The sequence below is a fragment of the Aeromicrobium endophyticum genome (genome assembly GCF_003586285.1).
Taxonomy (GTDB): Bacteria; Actinomycetota; Actinomycetes; order Propionibacteriales; family Nocardioidaceae; genus Aeromicrobium; species Aeromicrobium endophyticum.
Genome location: NZ_QUBR01000001.1, coordinates 1844237 through 1858885, shown reverse-complemented (window position 1 = coordinate 1858885; position 14649 = coordinate 1844237). Strand labels below are relative to the sequence as shown.

Here is a 14649-nt window from a genome sequence, read left to right as displayed (position 1 = left end):
TGCTGGACCGGAGGTGGCACGGCCCCGACCGTGCCACCTCGGTTGGATCGATCCCACGACTCAAGCCTTTGCTCGGCGTCGGCGGGCCAGCGTCGCGAAGATCACCGCGACGAGGAGCGCACCACCGTTGAACAGGTCCTGGACGTAGATCTGGGCGCCCTTCTGCTGCAGGCCGATGATGCCGACGCCGATCACGAAGACGGCGATCACGGTGCCGACGACGTTGTAGCGGCCCGGTCGGATGGATGTCGCCCCGAGGAAGGCACCCGCGAAGGCTGGTAGCAGTGAGCCGAACCCGACCACGGGCGATGACCCGCCGAGACTCGTGACCGAGATGCACCCCGCCAGGGCGCACAGCACTCCGGTCGTGACGAACGACTGGCGGACCAGGCGATCAGCCGCGATACCCGACAGCTGGGCAGCGACCGGGTTGGCACCCACCGCGTACGCGCGGCGCCCCCACACCGTCAACTCGAGCAGGACGAACAGCACGACCGCCACGACCGCCAGGTAGACGAAGGGCAGGGGAAGTCCCAGGACCTTGCCGCGGCCCAGGTCCAGGAACCAGGTGGCGGCCGTTCCCGAGATGACCTGGTTGCTGGTGAGCAGCTCGCTGATGCCGAGGACCACCAGACCGGTGCCCAAGGTCGTGGTGAACGAGGGGAGCTCCAGCCGAGTGATCAGCTGGCCGTTGATCACGCCGATCAACGCGCCGACGGCGAGCACCGCGGCGATCGACACCACGGGATTCCAGCCCTCCTTCAGCACGAGCACGGCGCACAGGCTCTGGGCCATGCCGAACTGGAAGCCTGCCGAGAGGTCGTAGTGTCCGGCGACCAAGGGCACCATCACGGCCAGTGCCAGCAGTCCGACGGTCGCCTGCTGGAGCAGGATGGCCTGCACGTTGCCCCACGTCGCGAAGACCGACGGGTTCCACAGGCTGAACGCCACCCACAGCACGGCCAGCACGACGATGAGGGAGAACTTCGAGAGAGCACCGACGACACGTCCGCCAGATGGGTTCGCCACGGTCACGACCCCCTCCGACGCTGCGGCCGGTTCGATCTCGCCGGGGGTCACCGACGCCCTGCCCGTGTCCTCCGCGGCGACCTGTGTAGCGCCGACGTTGCCGCTCACTTTCCGCTCCAGAGCTTCTCGAACTCCGGCTTGTACGAGAACTCCGTGTTCCAGCCGTTCTTCTGCATGTCCTTCGGCGCCTCGTCGATGTTGGCTGCCGTGAACAGACGCTGCGGCACGATCCAGAGCTTCTGCACCTCTTGGCCGTCGATGATGCGAGCGAGGGTGTCGGCGCCCAGCCAGCCCACGTAGTTGTCAGGAGTGAGCAGGTCCGCAGCCTGAGTCCCAGCCTTGAGACGACCCACCGAGCTCGGCGTCGTGCCGGACGTCGCCATGAGCTTGACGTCGGCGGTCCGGTTGGCCTGCTGAATTCCCTGGGCGACGAAGTCCGCGACCGAGTCGTCCGGCGACCACACGTAGTCGACGTCGGCGTGCTGCTGCAGCTGCGAGGTCACGAGCGGAGCCAGACTGGTGCCGACGGTCTGCGACGACACCGTCGAACGCCGGACGACGCAGTCCTTGCAGTCCTTGGCCAGCTGCTTCGCGATGGTGTCGTTGCGCACCATGATGTCGGCGTAGTCGGGGAGGTCGAGCAGGAGGACGTGAGCCTTCCCGCCGGAGTCCTTCGTGATCCACTCAGCCATGTCGCGCCCACCCTTGGCCGCGTCCGGGCTGATCCAGCTAGTAACTCCCTCGACGTCCCCGTCCTTCGGCGTCTGCGCCAGCATGACGAAGGGCACGTTCTTCGCCTTCACGGCGGCCATCGCGTCGCCCATGAGGTTGGGGTCGGACGCCACGTCGATGATGCCGTCGACGCCCGAGTCGACGGCCTGCTTGACCACTCGGTTCCACACGGTCGGATCCAGGCGCCCGTCCACGACCTCGGGGGTCCAGCCGAGCTTGAGGACGGCTTCCTTGGCAGCGGCGCCTTGACGGACGCAGCCGTAGCCGAAGTTGCCGCAGACCAGGATCATGACTCGCTTCTTGGCAGCCGGCGCAAAGGCTTCGGTCGGCCCGACGAAGGTGTCCACAGGCTTCATCGCGTCCGTCGTCGCCCCGCCAGAGGAGGAGCCGGTGCCACCTGCATCACTCGAGCTCGAGCAGGCCGCCATGGCCAGCGCCAGAGCGACGATTGCAGCGCCGGCCAGCTGCCGGCGTCGCATCCGGACGCTGCCGGCCATTCTTCTGGTGCTCACGTGTTACCTCCAGGGTTGGGGCGTCACCGCCATCATCATGCATGTCGTAAATTCGACTGCGGTGTCAAACAGTAGGGTCGCCGACGGTGTGTGTCAACGGTCACTTTTGACGGACGAGCCAGGAGACGCGGAAACCAGAAATGGCCGCGATGACGGGCGTTCTGCAGGCGCACTGCGCCCGCAGAACGCCCGCTCATCGCGGCCCCTGCCCCACCCATGTCACCGGCACAGGAAGGATCAACCGTGCCTGTCGACCCTTCCTGTCATCGCCGTGACGACGTCACCGCCTCCTGTCAGGCGGGTCGTTCCTGCACGAGTCGATAGTTGTCGCCGTCCTCAACGATGTAGCCGGCACCCGAGCCGGTGAAGTGCGTGCCGAGCACCAGTAGATCGGTCCCGGCACTGGCCTCGAAGAAGGCGCGACGCGTACGCCCAGACATCTCCGGATCGAAGTCGCCCGCCGAGCTCCACTCGGGCCGGGCGATCTGCATGGGGTGGTGGATGAAGTCACCCGTGATGAACGCCTGCTCCCCACCCGACTCCAGCCGCACGCTGTGGTGGGCGGACGTGTGCCCCGGCGTGGACTCGTAGCGAACGCCGGGCGCGACCTCTGCGCCCGACGGCACGAGCTCCAGCAGGCCTGCGTCGACGACCGGTTGCAGCGACTCCTTCTGGACCAGCTTCGCCTGGTTCGAGAAGGTCTCGGCATCGGCGTAGAACGCGCGAGCGATCACGTCGACCTCGCCGTCGTCCGCGCCCGTAGCAGACTCGGCGATTGCATCGCCCCCGTCGGGCAGCATCAGGTCGAGGTGGCGCTGCCACTCCGCGTCGACGACGACCAGGCGAGCGTTCGGGAAGGTGGGAACCCAGGCCCCGGTCTCGTCCTGGACGGCACACCAGCCGACATGGTCGAGGTGCACGTGGGTCAGGAGGATCAGGTCGATGTCATCGCGCTCGTACCCGGCCTCCGAGAGCCGCTCGAGGAATGCCGTGTCGAGATTGCTCCACACCGGCTGTGTCGGATAGCTCTTGCCGTTGCCACAGCCTGCGTCGACGAGGATCTTCTGGTCGCCCGTGTCGACGACGTAGCAGTGCAGGTCCGCCAGGATCTGTCCTGCCTCGTTGGCGTAGTCCGGACTCATCCAGTCGATGGTCTGGACCACTTCGCGTGGCGCCTCCGGGATCAACCCGTCGAACAGACCCAGCTCCGCAGGCAGCTCGTGGATCTCGCTGATCTTGAAATCGCCGACAGTCCATGTCCGCATGGCCGTACCTCTTGCTTCCTCGTAAGTGTGTGGTCGAGCCAGTCGCAGTCGCTCGCCGGACCACGTGCTGGTGGTGACGCACGTCATACTACTCGGGTTTCGACGCACTCGTCAATAATCCGTCGAATGCGTTCACGACTGGTGCGAACGTCACCGGCGCGCGACGCGGGTCTCAAGTCTCCGGGTACTCGAACACGAAGCCCTCCGGCACGACGACGCGATCGGTCTCATCCGGGAGCCCGAATCCCACGAGGAACTCTCTGACGCTCCACTCGTCGACGAACCCGCCCTGCCAGAAAGGATCTGCCCTGACGAGGGACTCACAGGCCTCTCGATCGACCGCCCTGTACAGGAACACCGCCCCCATGCCGTCCGCGTACGGCCCACTGAGGACGAGGGCCCCGGACTCCTCGAGGCTCGCCAGGTATCCCGCATGCTTGGGCCGCACGTACTGCCGCTCTTCTCCGCCCACCGAGTAGGCGTACTGCACCATGAAAAGACTCATTGACCTTGCTCCTGTCTCGACTGCGATCAGACGATGGCGCCGAGGCTCGTGTGGATGACCTGTCCCGTGATCGAGCGGGAGGCCGGGAGGCACAGGAACGTGATGACCTCGGCGACGTCGACGGGCTCCGAGGGGGCACCGGTCAGATTCTTCAGCGGACCGGAGCGCATGGCTTCGTCCAGCGCCTCGCGGTCCATCGGGACCATCGGTGTCCGGGTGGGACCGGGCGCGACAGCATTCACGTTGATCCCGTGCACGCCGAGCTCGCCGGCCAGGCTCCTGGCCAGCTGCGCGACGGCCGCCTTCGTCGTGGAGTAGCCGGGACGCGAGAGCTCCGCCCGGAACGCCGAGCTCGAGCTCAGCAGCACCATCCGTCCCCCCGATGCGGCCTCGATCATCTTCTCCGAGGCAAGCCCCGCGAGGATGAAGTTCGCGCGCACGTTCACCTGGTGAAGCAGATCGATCTCGTCGTCCGGGATCTCTCGGACGCCGTGCGGGCCACCCATGATCCCGGCCGAGCACACCAGACCATCGATCCGACCGGCCCACGCGAAGGCGTCCTTGAACCCCCGGCGGATGTCTTCGACATCGGTGAGATCCACGGCGAACACCTCGGCGTTGCCACCTGCTGAGCGCACCGCGTCGACCGTCTTCTCCGCGCCGACCCGATCTCGGTCGAGGACGGCGATCGATGCGCCGTGACTCGCGAGCACCTCGCACGTCGCGGCGCCGATGCCCGACGCACCTCCCGTCACGAAGACGGCACGGCCGGCGAGGCTGTACGACTGCCCGTCCGCGCCGCTCACGACCGCACGCTCCCCGCCGCGTCTTCCATGCCGATGTCGCTGCTGCCGATTGTCTCGTTCACGTCGCACCTCGTGTTATTTGATGATGTCGTCAAATTTTTGTCGTTGCAGTAATCGATTATGTGACCCACTCCACGGAGTGTCAATCAACCGCACGGGTCGCCGCGGCCAGTCGGCGGGCGAGCGGAGCAAGGGTCTGCCCGCCGCTCAACGACTGCTGCCACACGGGCGTACCCGGTCCGTCCCGCCAGGACTCGCTCAATGGGCTGTTGTCGTAGGGGTCGTAACCGATCTCGTCGTAGAACCGCGCGACGAAGGCGGCGGCCGCCGGAAAGTCGCTCGAGAGGGTCAGGGCCAGGCGGTTCTCCGCGCCGACCGGGCGGGCGGTGCGCAGCAGGGTCGGCGCCTGGATGTGCGTGAAGGCCTTGACGATCATCGACCGAGGCAGCTGCTGCTGCCTCAGCTCGTGCACCGTGACCTCACCGGTGCTGACACCTGGTATGAAACCGTCCCGCCATGGCATGTAGTTGTTCGTGTCGAGGACGATCTTGCCGGCGACATCATCCGCTGGCATGTCGTTGACGGCCTTCAACGGCGCGGCAAGGACGACCACGTCGCCGGCCCGGGCTGCTTCGGCGGCTGTCGCGGCACGCGCGGAAGGGCCGAGGTCGGCGACCAGGGCTGCAAGCGTCTCGGGGCCTCGCGAGTTGGCGATAACCACTGAATGCCCGACCCTGATCGCCGCGCGCGCGATCTGCGAACCGACCTCGCCCGCTCCGATGATTCCTATCGTGGTCATGGTCGTCTCCTGTTGATGTGGGTTGTCTCGACGGCCGGAGGGCTCGTCGACGCTCGGCTTCGCGGCGGCGACCCACCGAACGATGTTCCCGAGCCGCCGCCGGCGATGCGGCTACGACGAGGTGAGCTGGCGGCGCACGTCGGCGGAGTCGTGCAGGTTGGTCATCTGGACGAACCGTCCATCTCGCACCTGGTAGATCGCGTACTCGACGATCTCGAACGACTTTCCGGTGGGCGCGACGCCGAGCCATTCCTTCTCCGGAGTGCCGGTGTTGATGGCCCGGACAGCCAGGCGGTCACGATCGACCAGCACCTCCTGCACCTCCCAGTGCATGTCCGGGACAGCGTCCAAAATCGACCGCATGTCGGCGACGACGTCGGACCGCCGTCCCGGGTGTCCGTTCAGCGTCACCTCCTCAGCGACGAACTGGTCCATCTGGTCGAGCTGACGGCCCTCGAGGGCAGCGACGTACGTCATGTACCAGCTGCGCAGGTCTTGGTCGGACACGGGAATCTCCTTCTTCGCCGACGACTCGAGCGCCGCCGACCTTCTCGATGGTGACGACTGATCCAGCCGCTCTGCCAGCATGGGCTGCAAAGACCGCCGCCTGCCGGTACCGCTCTGCATGGGACCGCCCGTGCCACCCTCGGACCGCGGCCACGAGGCACTATGAGCACGTGGACGAACTCGCGCACGTGATCAGAGACTGGCGACACCGGCTGCGCCCTGAGGAGGCCGGGTTCGCGGCTGGGCTCAACAGGCGCACGTCCGGACTACGTCGCGAGGAGCTCGCTCTCATCGCCGGCCTGAGCGTGGACTACGTCGTGCGTCTGGAGCAGGGGCGCGCCCGCCATCCGTCCCTGCAGGTCTTGACCGCACTCGCTCGTGCGCTGCAGCTGAACGATGACGAGCGTGCACACCTCTTCCGGGTCGCCGGCGCCGCGATGCGCCCAACCGGATGCGTGCCGCGACACGTGACCCCTACCTCGATGCGACTGATCGAGCGCTTCCGGGACCTGCCTGTCGCGATAGCCGTCATGACCGCGATCTACGAGCCGATCCTCTGGAACCCGTTGTGGGTCGCCCTGTTCGGGGATCCGGCGAGCCAGATGCTCATCGAACGCAACGTGGCATGGCGCTACTTCACCGATCGGTCCCACCCCGTCACGCATACGCCGGAGGACGACGAGGCGTACGCCAACGATCTCGTCGGGCATCTACGCGCCGCTTCGGGCAAGTACCCCGAGGACCCGCACATCCCCCAGCTGGTGGGGCGTCTGACGTCGACCTCTCCTGAGTTTGCCCGCCGCTGGAAGGGCGGGACGGTCGGCGAGCTTCGCTCCAGCCGCAAGACCCTCCACACATCTCTCGTCGGAGACATCGTCGTCGACTGCGACACCCTCACCGGCCCCGGAGACCAGGCAGTGGTCATCATGACCGCGGCGCCCGGATCCGAGGACGAGCAGAAGCTCGACCTGCTTCGGGTCGTGGGATCGCAGATGTCATCGGGCGTGCCGTCCAGCGGTACCTGACAGGCGCCGCGAGCGCCGACGTCGAACTCGTGGCGTTGTCACGACTCGACCTGGGCGCATCGCGGGCAACAAGACGCCCGACCTTCTGATCTTGGCCGAAGCGGCCTGCCCAGGGCCTGCCTCCGAACCCGGAACGGCTCAGTTCCGTTGTCACTACGGTCGGCCACCGACGAGCGCCTCTGCGGGGACCGAGAGGGCCAACTTCTGACCTCGGTTCCCTGTCTGACCCATCTACACCGCTCAGGACCACCTTCTCGAGCGGGCTCACCAGATTTCTTGGACGTCGCTTCGACAGGTCACCGACCACGCCGGCGACCTCGTCGCTGCCGCCGCCAGCGTCTCCAAGAGCACGGTCACCCAGTTCCTGTCTCGGGAGATTGCGCCCACAATCCACCTGTACCGCAACGTGCTGCTAGCCACAGTGCTCGTAGGCCCTCGTCGAACCTTCGGCAAGAACGACCCCGGCACCCTTGCCGCCCAATTCCCCAAACTGCACCTGCGCACCGGCGAGCGCTGCCGACCGCACACCGACGACGAGATCGTCCTGCTGCGGATCTGGAACCTGATCCAGTCCGACGTCGGCGGCAAGCACGCCCACAAGTCCGCTGCTGTCTACGCCCAGTGCGACGCCGGCCTCACCCCCACCGAGAGGGCCATGGTGTCCGTCAGGAATGTCGCCCTCATCCCCGGACTCGGAAAGATCGATGCACCCGGACTCCGGTCCGGAGTCGCCAAGAGAACCCTCCGCCTCGAGGACGTCAACGTCCACATCCTGTCGGCCTACATGGCCCAGGCCCCCGCGGATCTTGGCACTCCTCTGACCTACCGCCAGAGGGCGGACAAGTTCAGTCTCGCCTCAGCTGGCGCGAGCGCTGACGGCATCCTCAAGCGCCAACGTGCCGCCCTGGGACTCGACCACGAAGACGTCAGTGCCGCCTCCGTTACGCTCTGGCGCGCCAAGTACACCTGGGACAACGACGGGATCGCGGAGGCCACCGACGTCTCAGGACGCCGGCTGGACAACCTCTACGGCCTGCTGCTCACCCGGGTCGACGTCAAGACGACGCCCACAGCACCACCGTCAAAGCCACGCATGGTCAACATCTGAAACCACTACCCGAAGTCGGCACAGGGCCCGCCAGTCTGGATTGGGGGCTCCTGCGCACCCCGAGCCGGTCTAGGCAGAACGGCTCTGTTTGTCGGGACCATGCGGGAGCATGATGGCGTGACGAACTGGTGGTCAAACCTCAGCCCGCCTGAACAGGCCGTGCGCCCCCGCACGGTGTCTGTCCGCACGCTGAGCCAGGCCATCGAGAACACGCTGATGGACGCCTTCTCTCATGAGGCCCTCGCTGTGATCCTTCCGGACGAGGTCGGTCTCCGATGGATGGTCCCGGACGCGACGCCGGCTGATGCCGACACCAAGCGGACCCTCATCAAGGGCTACGTGGCCGGCACCGAGGTTCCGGGGTTGATCGCCTTGGCACGACGAATCCTGACCGAGCTTGAGGTTTCGCCTCAGTTGCTGAGACCGCTGCTGGCCGAGTACGACAGGGGCGGTGGAGTCGGCAGCCCGGCGAAGAACCTCATCTTCGCCGCGAACGGTCCCAAGCCTGAACTGGTGCTCCGCGACGCGGTCAGCAACGACATCGAGATCGTTAGGAACGCTGAGCACTGCCTGGTCTACGAACTCGAGGTTCCCGTAGACGGCCTCAAGTTCCAACACCTCATCGACTGGTGGCGCAGCCACGAGGGTCTCCCCGACGAGCTCGACGACCGGGCGGTCGGCCACCGCCTGCACGCCCGTCTCCGCGCCAGCCTGGCCGGCAACGGGGCCGAAGAACTGGTCTTCGACGCGTACGCTGCGCGATACCGAGCACACTCATTCAACATCCCCGCTCTCATCCCGCAGGTGTACCTCCACTACGACCCGTACACGGCACGCAGTCGAGCGAGCCGAGGCGAGTCAGACGTTCCGCTCGCACGCCAGCGGATGGACTTCCTGATCCTGTTCAGCGACAAGCACAGAGTCGTGCTCGAAGTAGACGGCCGCCAGCACTACGCAGATGCGGACGGCAAGGCGAACACCCGCCTTTACGCCGAGATGGTCGCCGAAGACCGCCGGCTTCGGCTTGCTGGCTACGAGGTGTACCGATTCGGCGGCCAAGAACTGGCCCACCCCGGCGCCGGTGCCATGCTTGCTGCGTTCTTCGACAAGCTCGCCGACCGCATGAAGTAGCGGCCGGCCCAAGACGGCTGGGGATCAGTCGTGCCTGGGCGGACCCACCTTGCGACAGATGCGCGCGTCGCCGGCGCCGGGTCCGCTGACAGCTCGCAGAGATCCTCGTGAAGCCCTCCGCCGTTTTCGCGCTTGCCGCCTGAAGCCACCGATCCGCGTCTACGTCATCATCAAGACGACATCCCCGATGAGCGACGACGGCCAGCCGTACACGACCAGTACGTGTCGGCCGCCTTGTCGTCGTACACGCCCACGCATTGCTCCCTGGTCATGGCAGCCACGAGGGAGCGGACGCCGCCAGCCCGTAGCGCCTTGAGCTATGTCAGCGAAGGCATGTCGGGCATCGAAAACTACACGGAAATTGTCCCGAGGGTTCTACCTATGCGCCCGCCTCGGTCCCCAGGCGGATCTGCGATGATGAGTCCAGACATGGCGCCGTTCTCCTGAAGGTTCTCCGGATTAAAGTCCCCATGTCCCGGGCCTCTAGCTCAATTGGCAGAGCAGCGGACTTTTAATCCGCGGGTTGTGGGTTCGAGTCCCACGGGGCCCACCACGTCTGACCTGCGCAAACGTCGCTCCGACTCCAAGTCGACAGTGGCCGCGTGGGGCAAACGTGGGGCAGGGAGTGCCGCGAGCAGTCGCGCGTTGTTCCGCGGTCGCAGGTGCGAGTACCTCTCGGTCACGGTCACCGAGGAGTGCCCCATGAGCTCGGCAAGCTCCTGAATCGTCACCGTGCCGTCGGCGAGCATCCATGACGCGTAGGTGTGCCGCAGGTCGTGAATCGTCGCCGGCTCCATCTCGACGGGCTCGTCGTCGGTGCCGAGGTTGACCGCGCGCAGGGCGCTCCGGAACGTCGTGTCCCAGTTGTCGCGTCGCACCACGGTGCCCGAGCCGGTGCGGAACACCAGCCCGGACCGACACACGCCGGAGCGGTGCTCGAGCCCGCACGTCTTCGCCGCCGGTCGTGATTTCAGCAGCCACTCGAGCTCGAGCGCGAGCCACTCGGGGATCGGCAGCACGCGCGACTTCTTGCCCTTCGGCATCGGCTTGATGTTGCCCATGACCTCGTCGAAGGTCTCTGCGATGGTGACCTGCCGGCGCTTCAGGTCGAGCCGGTGCTCGTGTAGGCCGGACGCCTCGCCGATGCGCGCGCCGAGGTAGGCCAGAAAGTGCGTCAGCACGCGATCTTGCCGGGTGGGCATCTGTTCGACGAGCTCGTCGTACTCGCCGATCTCGAGGTATCGCTCCTTCGGCGGCGGTGCCGGTGGCAGCTTGATCCGCGCGGCCGGGTTCGCCTGCAGGATCTCGGCGTCGACGGCCGCGACCAGCGACGCGGACATCAGGTGCACGATGCGCTGCACGGTGGTGTTCGCGAGAGCCTTCCCGTCGTCGTTGGGCTGACGCAGCTGGGCGACCCATGCCTTGATGTCGTGCCGGGTGATCTGCCCGAGGGGGACGTCGGCCCACCGCGGCTTCAGGTGCACCTCGAGCCGCGACTTGTCCCGCTTCAGGGTGCCGGGCTCGACACCGCGCGTGGGCCACCACATCTCGCACCACTCCCCCCACGTCTGCCGGTGCGCGTCGGGGTTCGTCTGCAGCGTCTTGCGGGACTCCTCCTCCTTGATGCTGGCGGCGCGCACCGCCCTGGCCTTGTGGGTGAAGGTGCCTGGCGCCGTGCGCCGCGTGTTGAAGGCGTCCCGGTAGAGCCCGCGGTACTTGCCGCTGGGCAGCTTCTCAGCCCACGCCACTAGGACTCGATCCCGAGGCGGCGCGCCGATCGCGACCGCTGCCGGTCAGACCGGAGCCGTCGCAGCCGCTTCACGAGCACGGGCTCGGCGGCGAGCGCCGGCTCGGTGTCGATAAGGCTGTTCAGCACCTGGTAGTAGCGGGTCGACGTCATGTTGAAGCGGTCGCGGATGGCCTGCTCCTTCGCCCCGGCGAACTTGAACCACAGCTTCTCGAGCTCGAGGATCTCGCGGTCGCGCTCACTCAATGCCTGCAGGCGCGGCTCGACCTCGTCGTCAGGCCCACTCATCGTCGGCTCCCACGACCTGCGACCCGGTTTCGATCGTGTCTTGCGCGACGTAGACGGGGTGGGGCTCTCGGCGTCGCCCGCACCCGAAGGCGAGGACCACTCCGTCCTTGTCTAGGAAGGTCGTCACCTGGCCGTCGCACGACGTCCGGGTCTCGACAATCGAGCGTTCCAAGTCCTCGTACAGCGCGTCATTCCACGTCTGCTCGTCGGCTACGGGGTGCCGGTAGGGCTGGGTCGTCATGCGATCGCCCCGGCGGCCTCGAGCCGGCGTCCGCGGACCTCGTACCAGATCCGCCACGACTCGACGGCGCGCTTCGTCGTGCCGAGCTCGTGCGCGAGGGTGCCGGCGTCGCAGCCGTGGGACCACTCGGCACGTCGGTACGCCCGGGTGTCAATGACTAGCCCGGCCGCGAAGATATCGGCCCGGCGTTCGATGCGTGGCGTGCTCGACGTGTCGTCGTAGACCACGTGGGCGAGCTCGTGCGCGAGGGTGAACTCCACCTGAGCGGTGGTGAGGCCGTGGTCGAGCAGGATCAGCCCGTCGCCCTTGCGGTAGCAACCCCGTTTGCCGTCGAGGTAGCAGTGCACGATGTCGACCTCAAGGTCTGCCGCGTGACGCAGCAGCTCGTGCATGAGGTTAGTGGTCACGGTTCCTCCGTCAGTTCGATCGCTTCGCGCTCAATGTCTTCTCGTGTCGCGTGGTGGGCGTCTGCGGCCTCCTGTGTCCTATCTGTATCTGCGCCGTCGGACGTTTCTGATCCAGTACCAGAGATCGCAGGGAATTGGTGGATCGACGCGCCGGGCGTGTCGCCCTGGTGAGCAGCGCCGAGCGCGGTCGTGAGGAGCAGGACGATCTCGCGCGCCACCCCGGGCCGAGCCTCCGCAGGTGTCTGCTGCAGAAGCTCGCCGATCATGGCGACCAGCACTTCGACCTCGGGGTCGAGTGCGGGCTGGGACGTCTCGAGGCCAAGCGCGTCGATCAGCTTGCCGATCACGCTGGCCTGTCCGACGGAGTCGCCTCGCTCGATCGAGCCGAGGGTGCGGGTCGTCGTGCCGGCTTTCGCGGCCAGCTCCTCCTGGCGCATCCCTGCGCGCACGCGTGCCAGCCTGATGCGAGGGCCCCAAGCGGCCCGTTCGTTCCGATCCATGCAAGAAAGACTAGTCACTTTTTCCCATTTGTCACTAGTCAGGGAAAAACAGGGCGCGTTGCCTTGCTCACGTAGGAAACTCTGCCTACAGTCCTTCCTATGACGGAAACAAACGCAGTCGGAGTTGCTCTCAAGACTCTGCGGGAGGCCGCCGGGATGACCTTGAGCCGTGTCTCTGCCGACGCGGGGGTGTCCATCTCCTACCTGTCCCGCGCCGAGAACGGGCAGGTGCAGCCGTCGGCCGACTGGGTCCGTGTCATCACCGCGACGATCGGGGCCAACCTCGTCGCAGCGCGCGAGACGGAGCCCGCGGCATGACGACCGCGACGGCCGCACCGGTCACCGACAGGATCTGGTTCGACACCGCCCAGGCGGCTGACTACGCGGGCTTCTCGACGAAGACGATCGTGCGGGCGCTGCAGGCGGGCGAGCTGAGGGGCCAGCAGCGTAAAGAGCGCGGGCGGTGGCGGATTCACCGCGACTGGCTCGACACGTGGCTCAGTGGCGATGCCTCATGACGTGGGTCAAGTCCGCGACCGGTGTCGTGTCCTGGCCGAACGGCTTCGACGACGAGCCCGACGACTCCGAGCTCGAGCCCGTCGACCTGGCGACATGGCTGCGCGAGGAGCGCGACAACCGCATCTGCCAGCTGTACCGCGCCGACTTCACACCGGCCGAGATCGCCGCCGAGCTCGCCACGACAAGCACGACCGTGCACAACGTGCTCCGCGCGCGAGAGATCCCGGCGCGTCGCACCCGGTCCCGCCAACTGGCTTCGGCCCCCTAGACGGCCGGGTGCCCTGGACCCCCCTTGTTCGGCGAGAGCCGTCGCCAGCGAGCACCCGGCAGCACCACCACAAAGAGAACGACGACCCCATACGGGCTGGAACCCGGGGCCGTCGTCTGACTGAGAGGCAGCATACCAATGGAAGTTCGAATCCTCACCCCTGCTGACCGGCGAAGGTGGTGCGCGGCGAGCCGCGTCCGCCTGATCCCGTCCGGCAACGGGCGCCGCGCGCTCCCCTACTTCTTCCACGCTGACTGGGCGAAGCCCGCCGTGCCGGTCGGCCGCCGGGTGGCGTCATGAGTGCCCTGCTTGTGCTGCTCGTGCTCGTGATGGTGGTCGGCGCCGGTGCGGCGCTGATGCTCACCGACTCGCTGCTCGAGAGCACGAAGGCCGGGGCGCGGCTGGCTCGGTTCGTGGATCGCTGGATCGGGGCCGAGTCGTGACCGGGCTGACGGTGACGGCGTCCGAGCTGCGGTCGGTCGTCGAGCCGGTGATCGGTCTGGTCGACGCGGGCTCGGCCGTGTACGCGCTGACCGGTGTGCGACTCCGCACCGAAGAGGCCTACCTCATCGCCGAGGGGGCCGGTCAGTTCGCGCTCGGCCAGTGCCGACAGATCATCGACCAGCCGGGCGAGCTCGACGTGCTGCTGCCGTTGGACGCGCTGCAGCAGGTCATGCGCGAGGTCGCGGTCGCCGCTGATCGCCGCCCTCTTGTCGACTTCAGGGTCGAGTCCCCGGGCCGGTTGACGGTCGTCGTCCGCTCGCGGCCTGACGTCAACGCCGCGGCGTTCGCGTTCGAGCTCATGGATCACACCCAGTTCCCGGACCTCGCGAAGCCGTTCCTCAAGGCCATCCAGTCCCCGGCCAGTCACCGCACCGCCGCCGCGCTGACCCTCGCCCAGCTCGACGCGTTCCGCGCCGTCGAGCACCCGCTGTCCAACCCGGACGACTACCCGCTCGTGATCCTGCCCGGCCAGCGTCGTGCTGACCCGGTGCTCGTGACGTGCGGCCACCACTTCATCGGCCTCGTCACCCCACGGCAGGAGCTGCGACCGGGCACGCGTCACCGCCGTGCCGCGGTGATGGCGCGCGACCTCGACGGATGGGGGGCGCTGCTCTCGTGACCGACATGACGGTGCTCTGCGGGAAGTGCGGCCGACCGGCCGGCCCCGTCGACGCCCGTCTCATCTCCAACTCCCTCGTGCTGGTCGACCCCGACCCGGCACGCCAGCTCGACACCCACCACTGCGAAGGACTCTGA

The 14649-nt window shown here is 67.1% G+C and carries 20 protein-coding genes, 1 tRNA gene and 1 pseudogene; 10 read left to right on the top strand and 12 right to left on the bottom strand.

Going from position 1 to position 14649, the window contains the following annotated elements:
- Positions 1 to 60: 60 nt before the first annotated feature.
- From DX116_RS09240 to DX116_RS09210, 7 genes are all read right to left on the bottom strand, one after another.
- Positions 61 to 1029 (bottom strand): ABC transporter permease, encoded by a 969-nt coding sequence (locus DX116_RS09240; protein WP_158591956.1) that lies wholly within the window; start codon positions 1027 to 1029, stop codon positions 61 to 63.
- Between the two features lie 104 nt (positions 1030 to 1133).
- The gene (locus DX116_RS09235) at positions 1134 to 2051 is read right to left on the bottom strand and encodes a sugar ABC transporter substrate-binding protein (protein ID WP_158591955.1); all 918 of its coding nucleotides are present in this window, start codon (positions 2049 to 2051) and stop codon (positions 1134 to 1136) included.
- A 515-nt stretch (positions 2052 to 2566) separates the two neighbouring features.
- A complete protein-coding gene (locus DX116_RS09230; RefSeq protein WP_158591954.1) occupies positions 2567 to 3538 on the bottom strand; it encodes an MBL fold metallo-hydrolase in 972 nt (323 codons plus the stop codon).
- 172 nt (positions 3539 to 3710) lie between these two features.
- Positions 3711 to 4031 carry a YciI family protein gene (locus DX116_RS09225; protein WP_158591953.1) on the bottom strand — a complete coding sequence of 107 codons (321 nt, stop codon included), beginning with the start codon at positions 4029 to 4031 and terminating at the stop codon, positions 3711 to 3713.
- A 38-nt stretch (positions 4032 to 4069) separates the two neighbouring features.
- Entirely contained in the window at positions 4070 to 4849 is a 780-nt protein-coding gene (locus tag DX116_RS09220) for an SDR family NAD(P)-dependent oxidoreductase (RefSeq protein ID WP_158591952.1), read from the bottom strand.
- Between the two features lie 142 nt (positions 4850 to 4991).
- Positions 4992 to 5732 (bottom strand): NADPH-dependent F420 reductase, encoded by a 741-nt coding sequence (locus DX116_RS09215; protein WP_119703800.1) that lies wholly within the window; start codon positions 5730 to 5732, stop codon positions 4992 to 4994.
- A 27-nt stretch (positions 5733 to 5759) separates the two neighbouring features.
- Positions 5760 to 6155: an ester cyclase gene (locus DX116_RS09210; RefSeq protein ID WP_119703799.1), complete on the bottom strand. Its 396-nt coding sequence runs from the start codon at positions 6153 to 6155 to the stop codon at positions 5760 to 5762.
- A 170-nt stretch (positions 6156 to 6325) separates the two neighbouring features.
- Between DX116_RS09210 and DX116_RS09205 the strand changes: the two genes are divergently transcribed.
- From DX116_RS09205 to DX116_RS09190, 4 genes are all read left to right on the top strand, one after another.
- Entirely contained in the window at positions 6326 to 7180 is an 855-nt protein-coding gene (locus DX116_RS09205) for a helix-turn-helix transcriptional regulator (RefSeq protein ID WP_199715974.1), read from the top strand.
- Between the two features lie 406 nt (positions 7181 to 7586).
- Positions 7587 to 8288 carry a hypothetical protein gene (locus DX116_RS09200; RefSeq protein WP_147393636.1) on the top strand — a complete coding sequence of 234 codons (702 nt, stop codon included), beginning with the start codon at positions 7587 to 7589 and terminating at the stop codon, positions 8286 to 8288.
- Between the two features lie 117 nt (positions 8289 to 8405).
- The gene (locus DX116_RS09195) at positions 8406 to 9419 is read left to right on the top strand and encodes a hypothetical protein (RefSeq protein WP_147393635.1); all 1014 of its coding nucleotides are present in this window, start codon (positions 8406 to 8408) and stop codon (positions 9417 to 9419) included.
- A 477-nt stretch (positions 9420 to 9896) separates the two neighbouring features.
- Positions 9897 to 9972, top strand: a tRNA-Lys gene (locus DX116_RS09190).
- Between the two features lie 115 nt (positions 9973 to 10087).
- On the opposite strand, the pseudogene DX116_RS20515 reads toward DX116_RS09190, so the two are convergent.
- The 5 genes and pseudogenes from DX116_RS20515 to DX116_RS09165 form a co-directional block, all read right to left on the bottom strand.
- Positions 10088 to 10759: pseudogene (locus DX116_RS20515) on the bottom strand (tyrosine-type recombinase/integrase); the annotation flags it as partial.
- A 407-nt stretch (positions 10760 to 11166) separates the two neighbouring features.
- Positions 11167 to 11454 carry a DUF3263 domain-containing protein gene (locus tag DX116_RS09180; protein ID WP_119703795.1) on the bottom strand — a complete coding sequence of 96 codons (288 nt, stop codon included), beginning with the start codon at positions 11452 to 11454 and terminating at the stop codon, positions 11167 to 11169.
- Positions 11441 to 11695, bottom strand: a complete 255-nt coding sequence (locus tag DX116_RS09175; RefSeq protein ID WP_119703794.1) for a hypothetical protein — start codon at positions 11693 to 11695, stop codon at positions 11441 to 11443. Before DX116_RS09175 ends, DX116_RS09180 begins: the two co-directional genes overlap by 14 nt.
- A complete protein-coding gene (locus DX116_RS09170) occupies positions 11692 to 12102 on the bottom strand; it encodes an ImmA/IrrE family metallo-endopeptidase (RefSeq protein WP_147393634.1) in 411 nt (136 codons plus the stop codon). The genes DX116_RS09175 and DX116_RS09170 overlap by 4 nt, the downstream gene beginning before the upstream one ends.
- Positions 12099 to 12602: a helix-turn-helix domain-containing protein gene (locus DX116_RS09165; protein ID WP_119703792.1), complete on the bottom strand. Its 504-nt coding sequence runs from the start codon at positions 12600 to 12602 to the stop codon at positions 12099 to 12101. The genes DX116_RS09170 and DX116_RS09165 overlap by 4 nt, the downstream gene beginning before the upstream one ends.
- 99 nt (positions 12603 to 12701) lie before the next feature.
- On the opposite strand from DX116_RS09165, the gene DX116_RS09160 reads away from it, so the two are divergent.
- From DX116_RS09160 to DX116_RS20110, 6 genes are all read left to right on the top strand, one after another.
- Positions 12702 to 12920: a helix-turn-helix domain-containing protein gene (locus DX116_RS09160; RefSeq protein ID WP_119703791.1), complete on the top strand. Its 219-nt coding sequence runs from the start codon at positions 12702 to 12704 to the stop codon at positions 12918 to 12920.
- Positions 12917 to 13120: a helix-turn-helix domain-containing protein gene (locus DX116_RS09155; protein ID WP_119703790.1), complete on the top strand. Its 204-nt coding sequence runs from the start codon at positions 12917 to 12919 to the stop codon at positions 13118 to 13120. Before DX116_RS09160 ends, DX116_RS09155 begins: the two co-directional genes overlap by 4 nt.
- Positions 13117 to 13389 (top strand): hypothetical protein, encoded by a 273-nt coding sequence (locus DX116_RS09150; protein ID WP_119703789.1) that lies wholly within the window; start codon positions 13117 to 13119, stop codon positions 13387 to 13389. Before DX116_RS09155 ends, DX116_RS09150 begins: the two co-directional genes overlap by 4 nt.
- A 296-nt stretch (positions 13390 to 13685) precedes the next feature.
- Positions 13686 to 13832 (top strand): hypothetical protein, encoded by a 147-nt coding sequence (locus tag DX116_RS19920; protein WP_158591950.1) that lies wholly within the window; start codon positions 13686 to 13688, stop codon positions 13830 to 13832.
- Entirely contained in the window at positions 13829 to 14512 is a 684-nt protein-coding gene (locus tag DX116_RS09145; RefSeq protein WP_119703788.1) for a hypothetical protein, read from the top strand. The genes DX116_RS19920 and DX116_RS09145 overlap by 4 nt, the downstream gene beginning before the upstream one ends.
- Positions 14509 to 14649, top strand: a complete 141-nt coding sequence (locus tag DX116_RS20110) for a hypothetical protein (protein WP_199715973.1) — start codon at positions 14509 to 14511, stop codon at positions 14647 to 14649. The genes DX116_RS09145 and DX116_RS20110 overlap by 4 nt, the downstream gene beginning before the upstream one ends.

Bases quoted from the DNA above. Each gene is read 5' to 3' on its own strand.
- DX116_RS09235 (WP_158591955.1), bottom strand. From the start codon at position 2,051: ATGATCCTGGTCTGCGGCAACTTCGGCTACGGCTGCGTCCGTCAAGGC.
- DX116_RS09230 (WP_158591954.1), bottom strand. From the start codon at position 3,538: ATGCGGACATGGACTGTCGGCGATTTCAAGATCAGCGAGATCCACGAG.
- DX116_RS09225 (WP_158591953.1), bottom strand. From the start codon at position 4,031: ATGGTGCAGTACGCCTACTCGGTGGGCGGAGAAGAGCGGCAGTACGTG.
- DX116_RS09180 (WP_119703795.1), bottom strand. From the start codon at position 11,454: ATGAGTGGGCCTGACGACGAGGTCGAGCCGCGCCTGCAGGCATTGAGT.
- DX116_RS09175 (WP_119703794.1), bottom strand. From the start codon at position 11,695: ATGACGACCCAGCCCTACCGGCACCCCGTAGCCGACGAGCAGACGTGG.
- DX116_RS09165 (WP_119703792.1), bottom strand. From the start codon at position 12,602: ATGGATCGGAACGAACGGGCCGCTTGGGGCCCTCGCATCAGGCTGGCA.
- DX116_RS09160 (WP_119703791.1), top strand. From the start codon at position 12,702: ATGACGGAAACAAACGCAGTCGGAGTTGCTCTCAAGACTCTGCGGGAG.
- DX116_RS09155 (WP_119703790.1), top strand. From the start codon at position 12,917: ATGACGACCGCGACGGCCGCACCGGTCACCGACAGGATCTGGTTCGAC.
- DX116_RS09150 (WP_119703789.1), top strand. From the start codon at position 13,117: ATGACGTGGGTCAAGTCCGCGACCGGTGTCGTGTCCTGGCCGAACGGC.
- DX116_RS19920 (WP_158591950.1), top strand. From the start codon at position 13,686: ATGAGTGCCCTGCTTGTGCTGCTCGTGCTCGTGATGGTGGTCGGCGCC.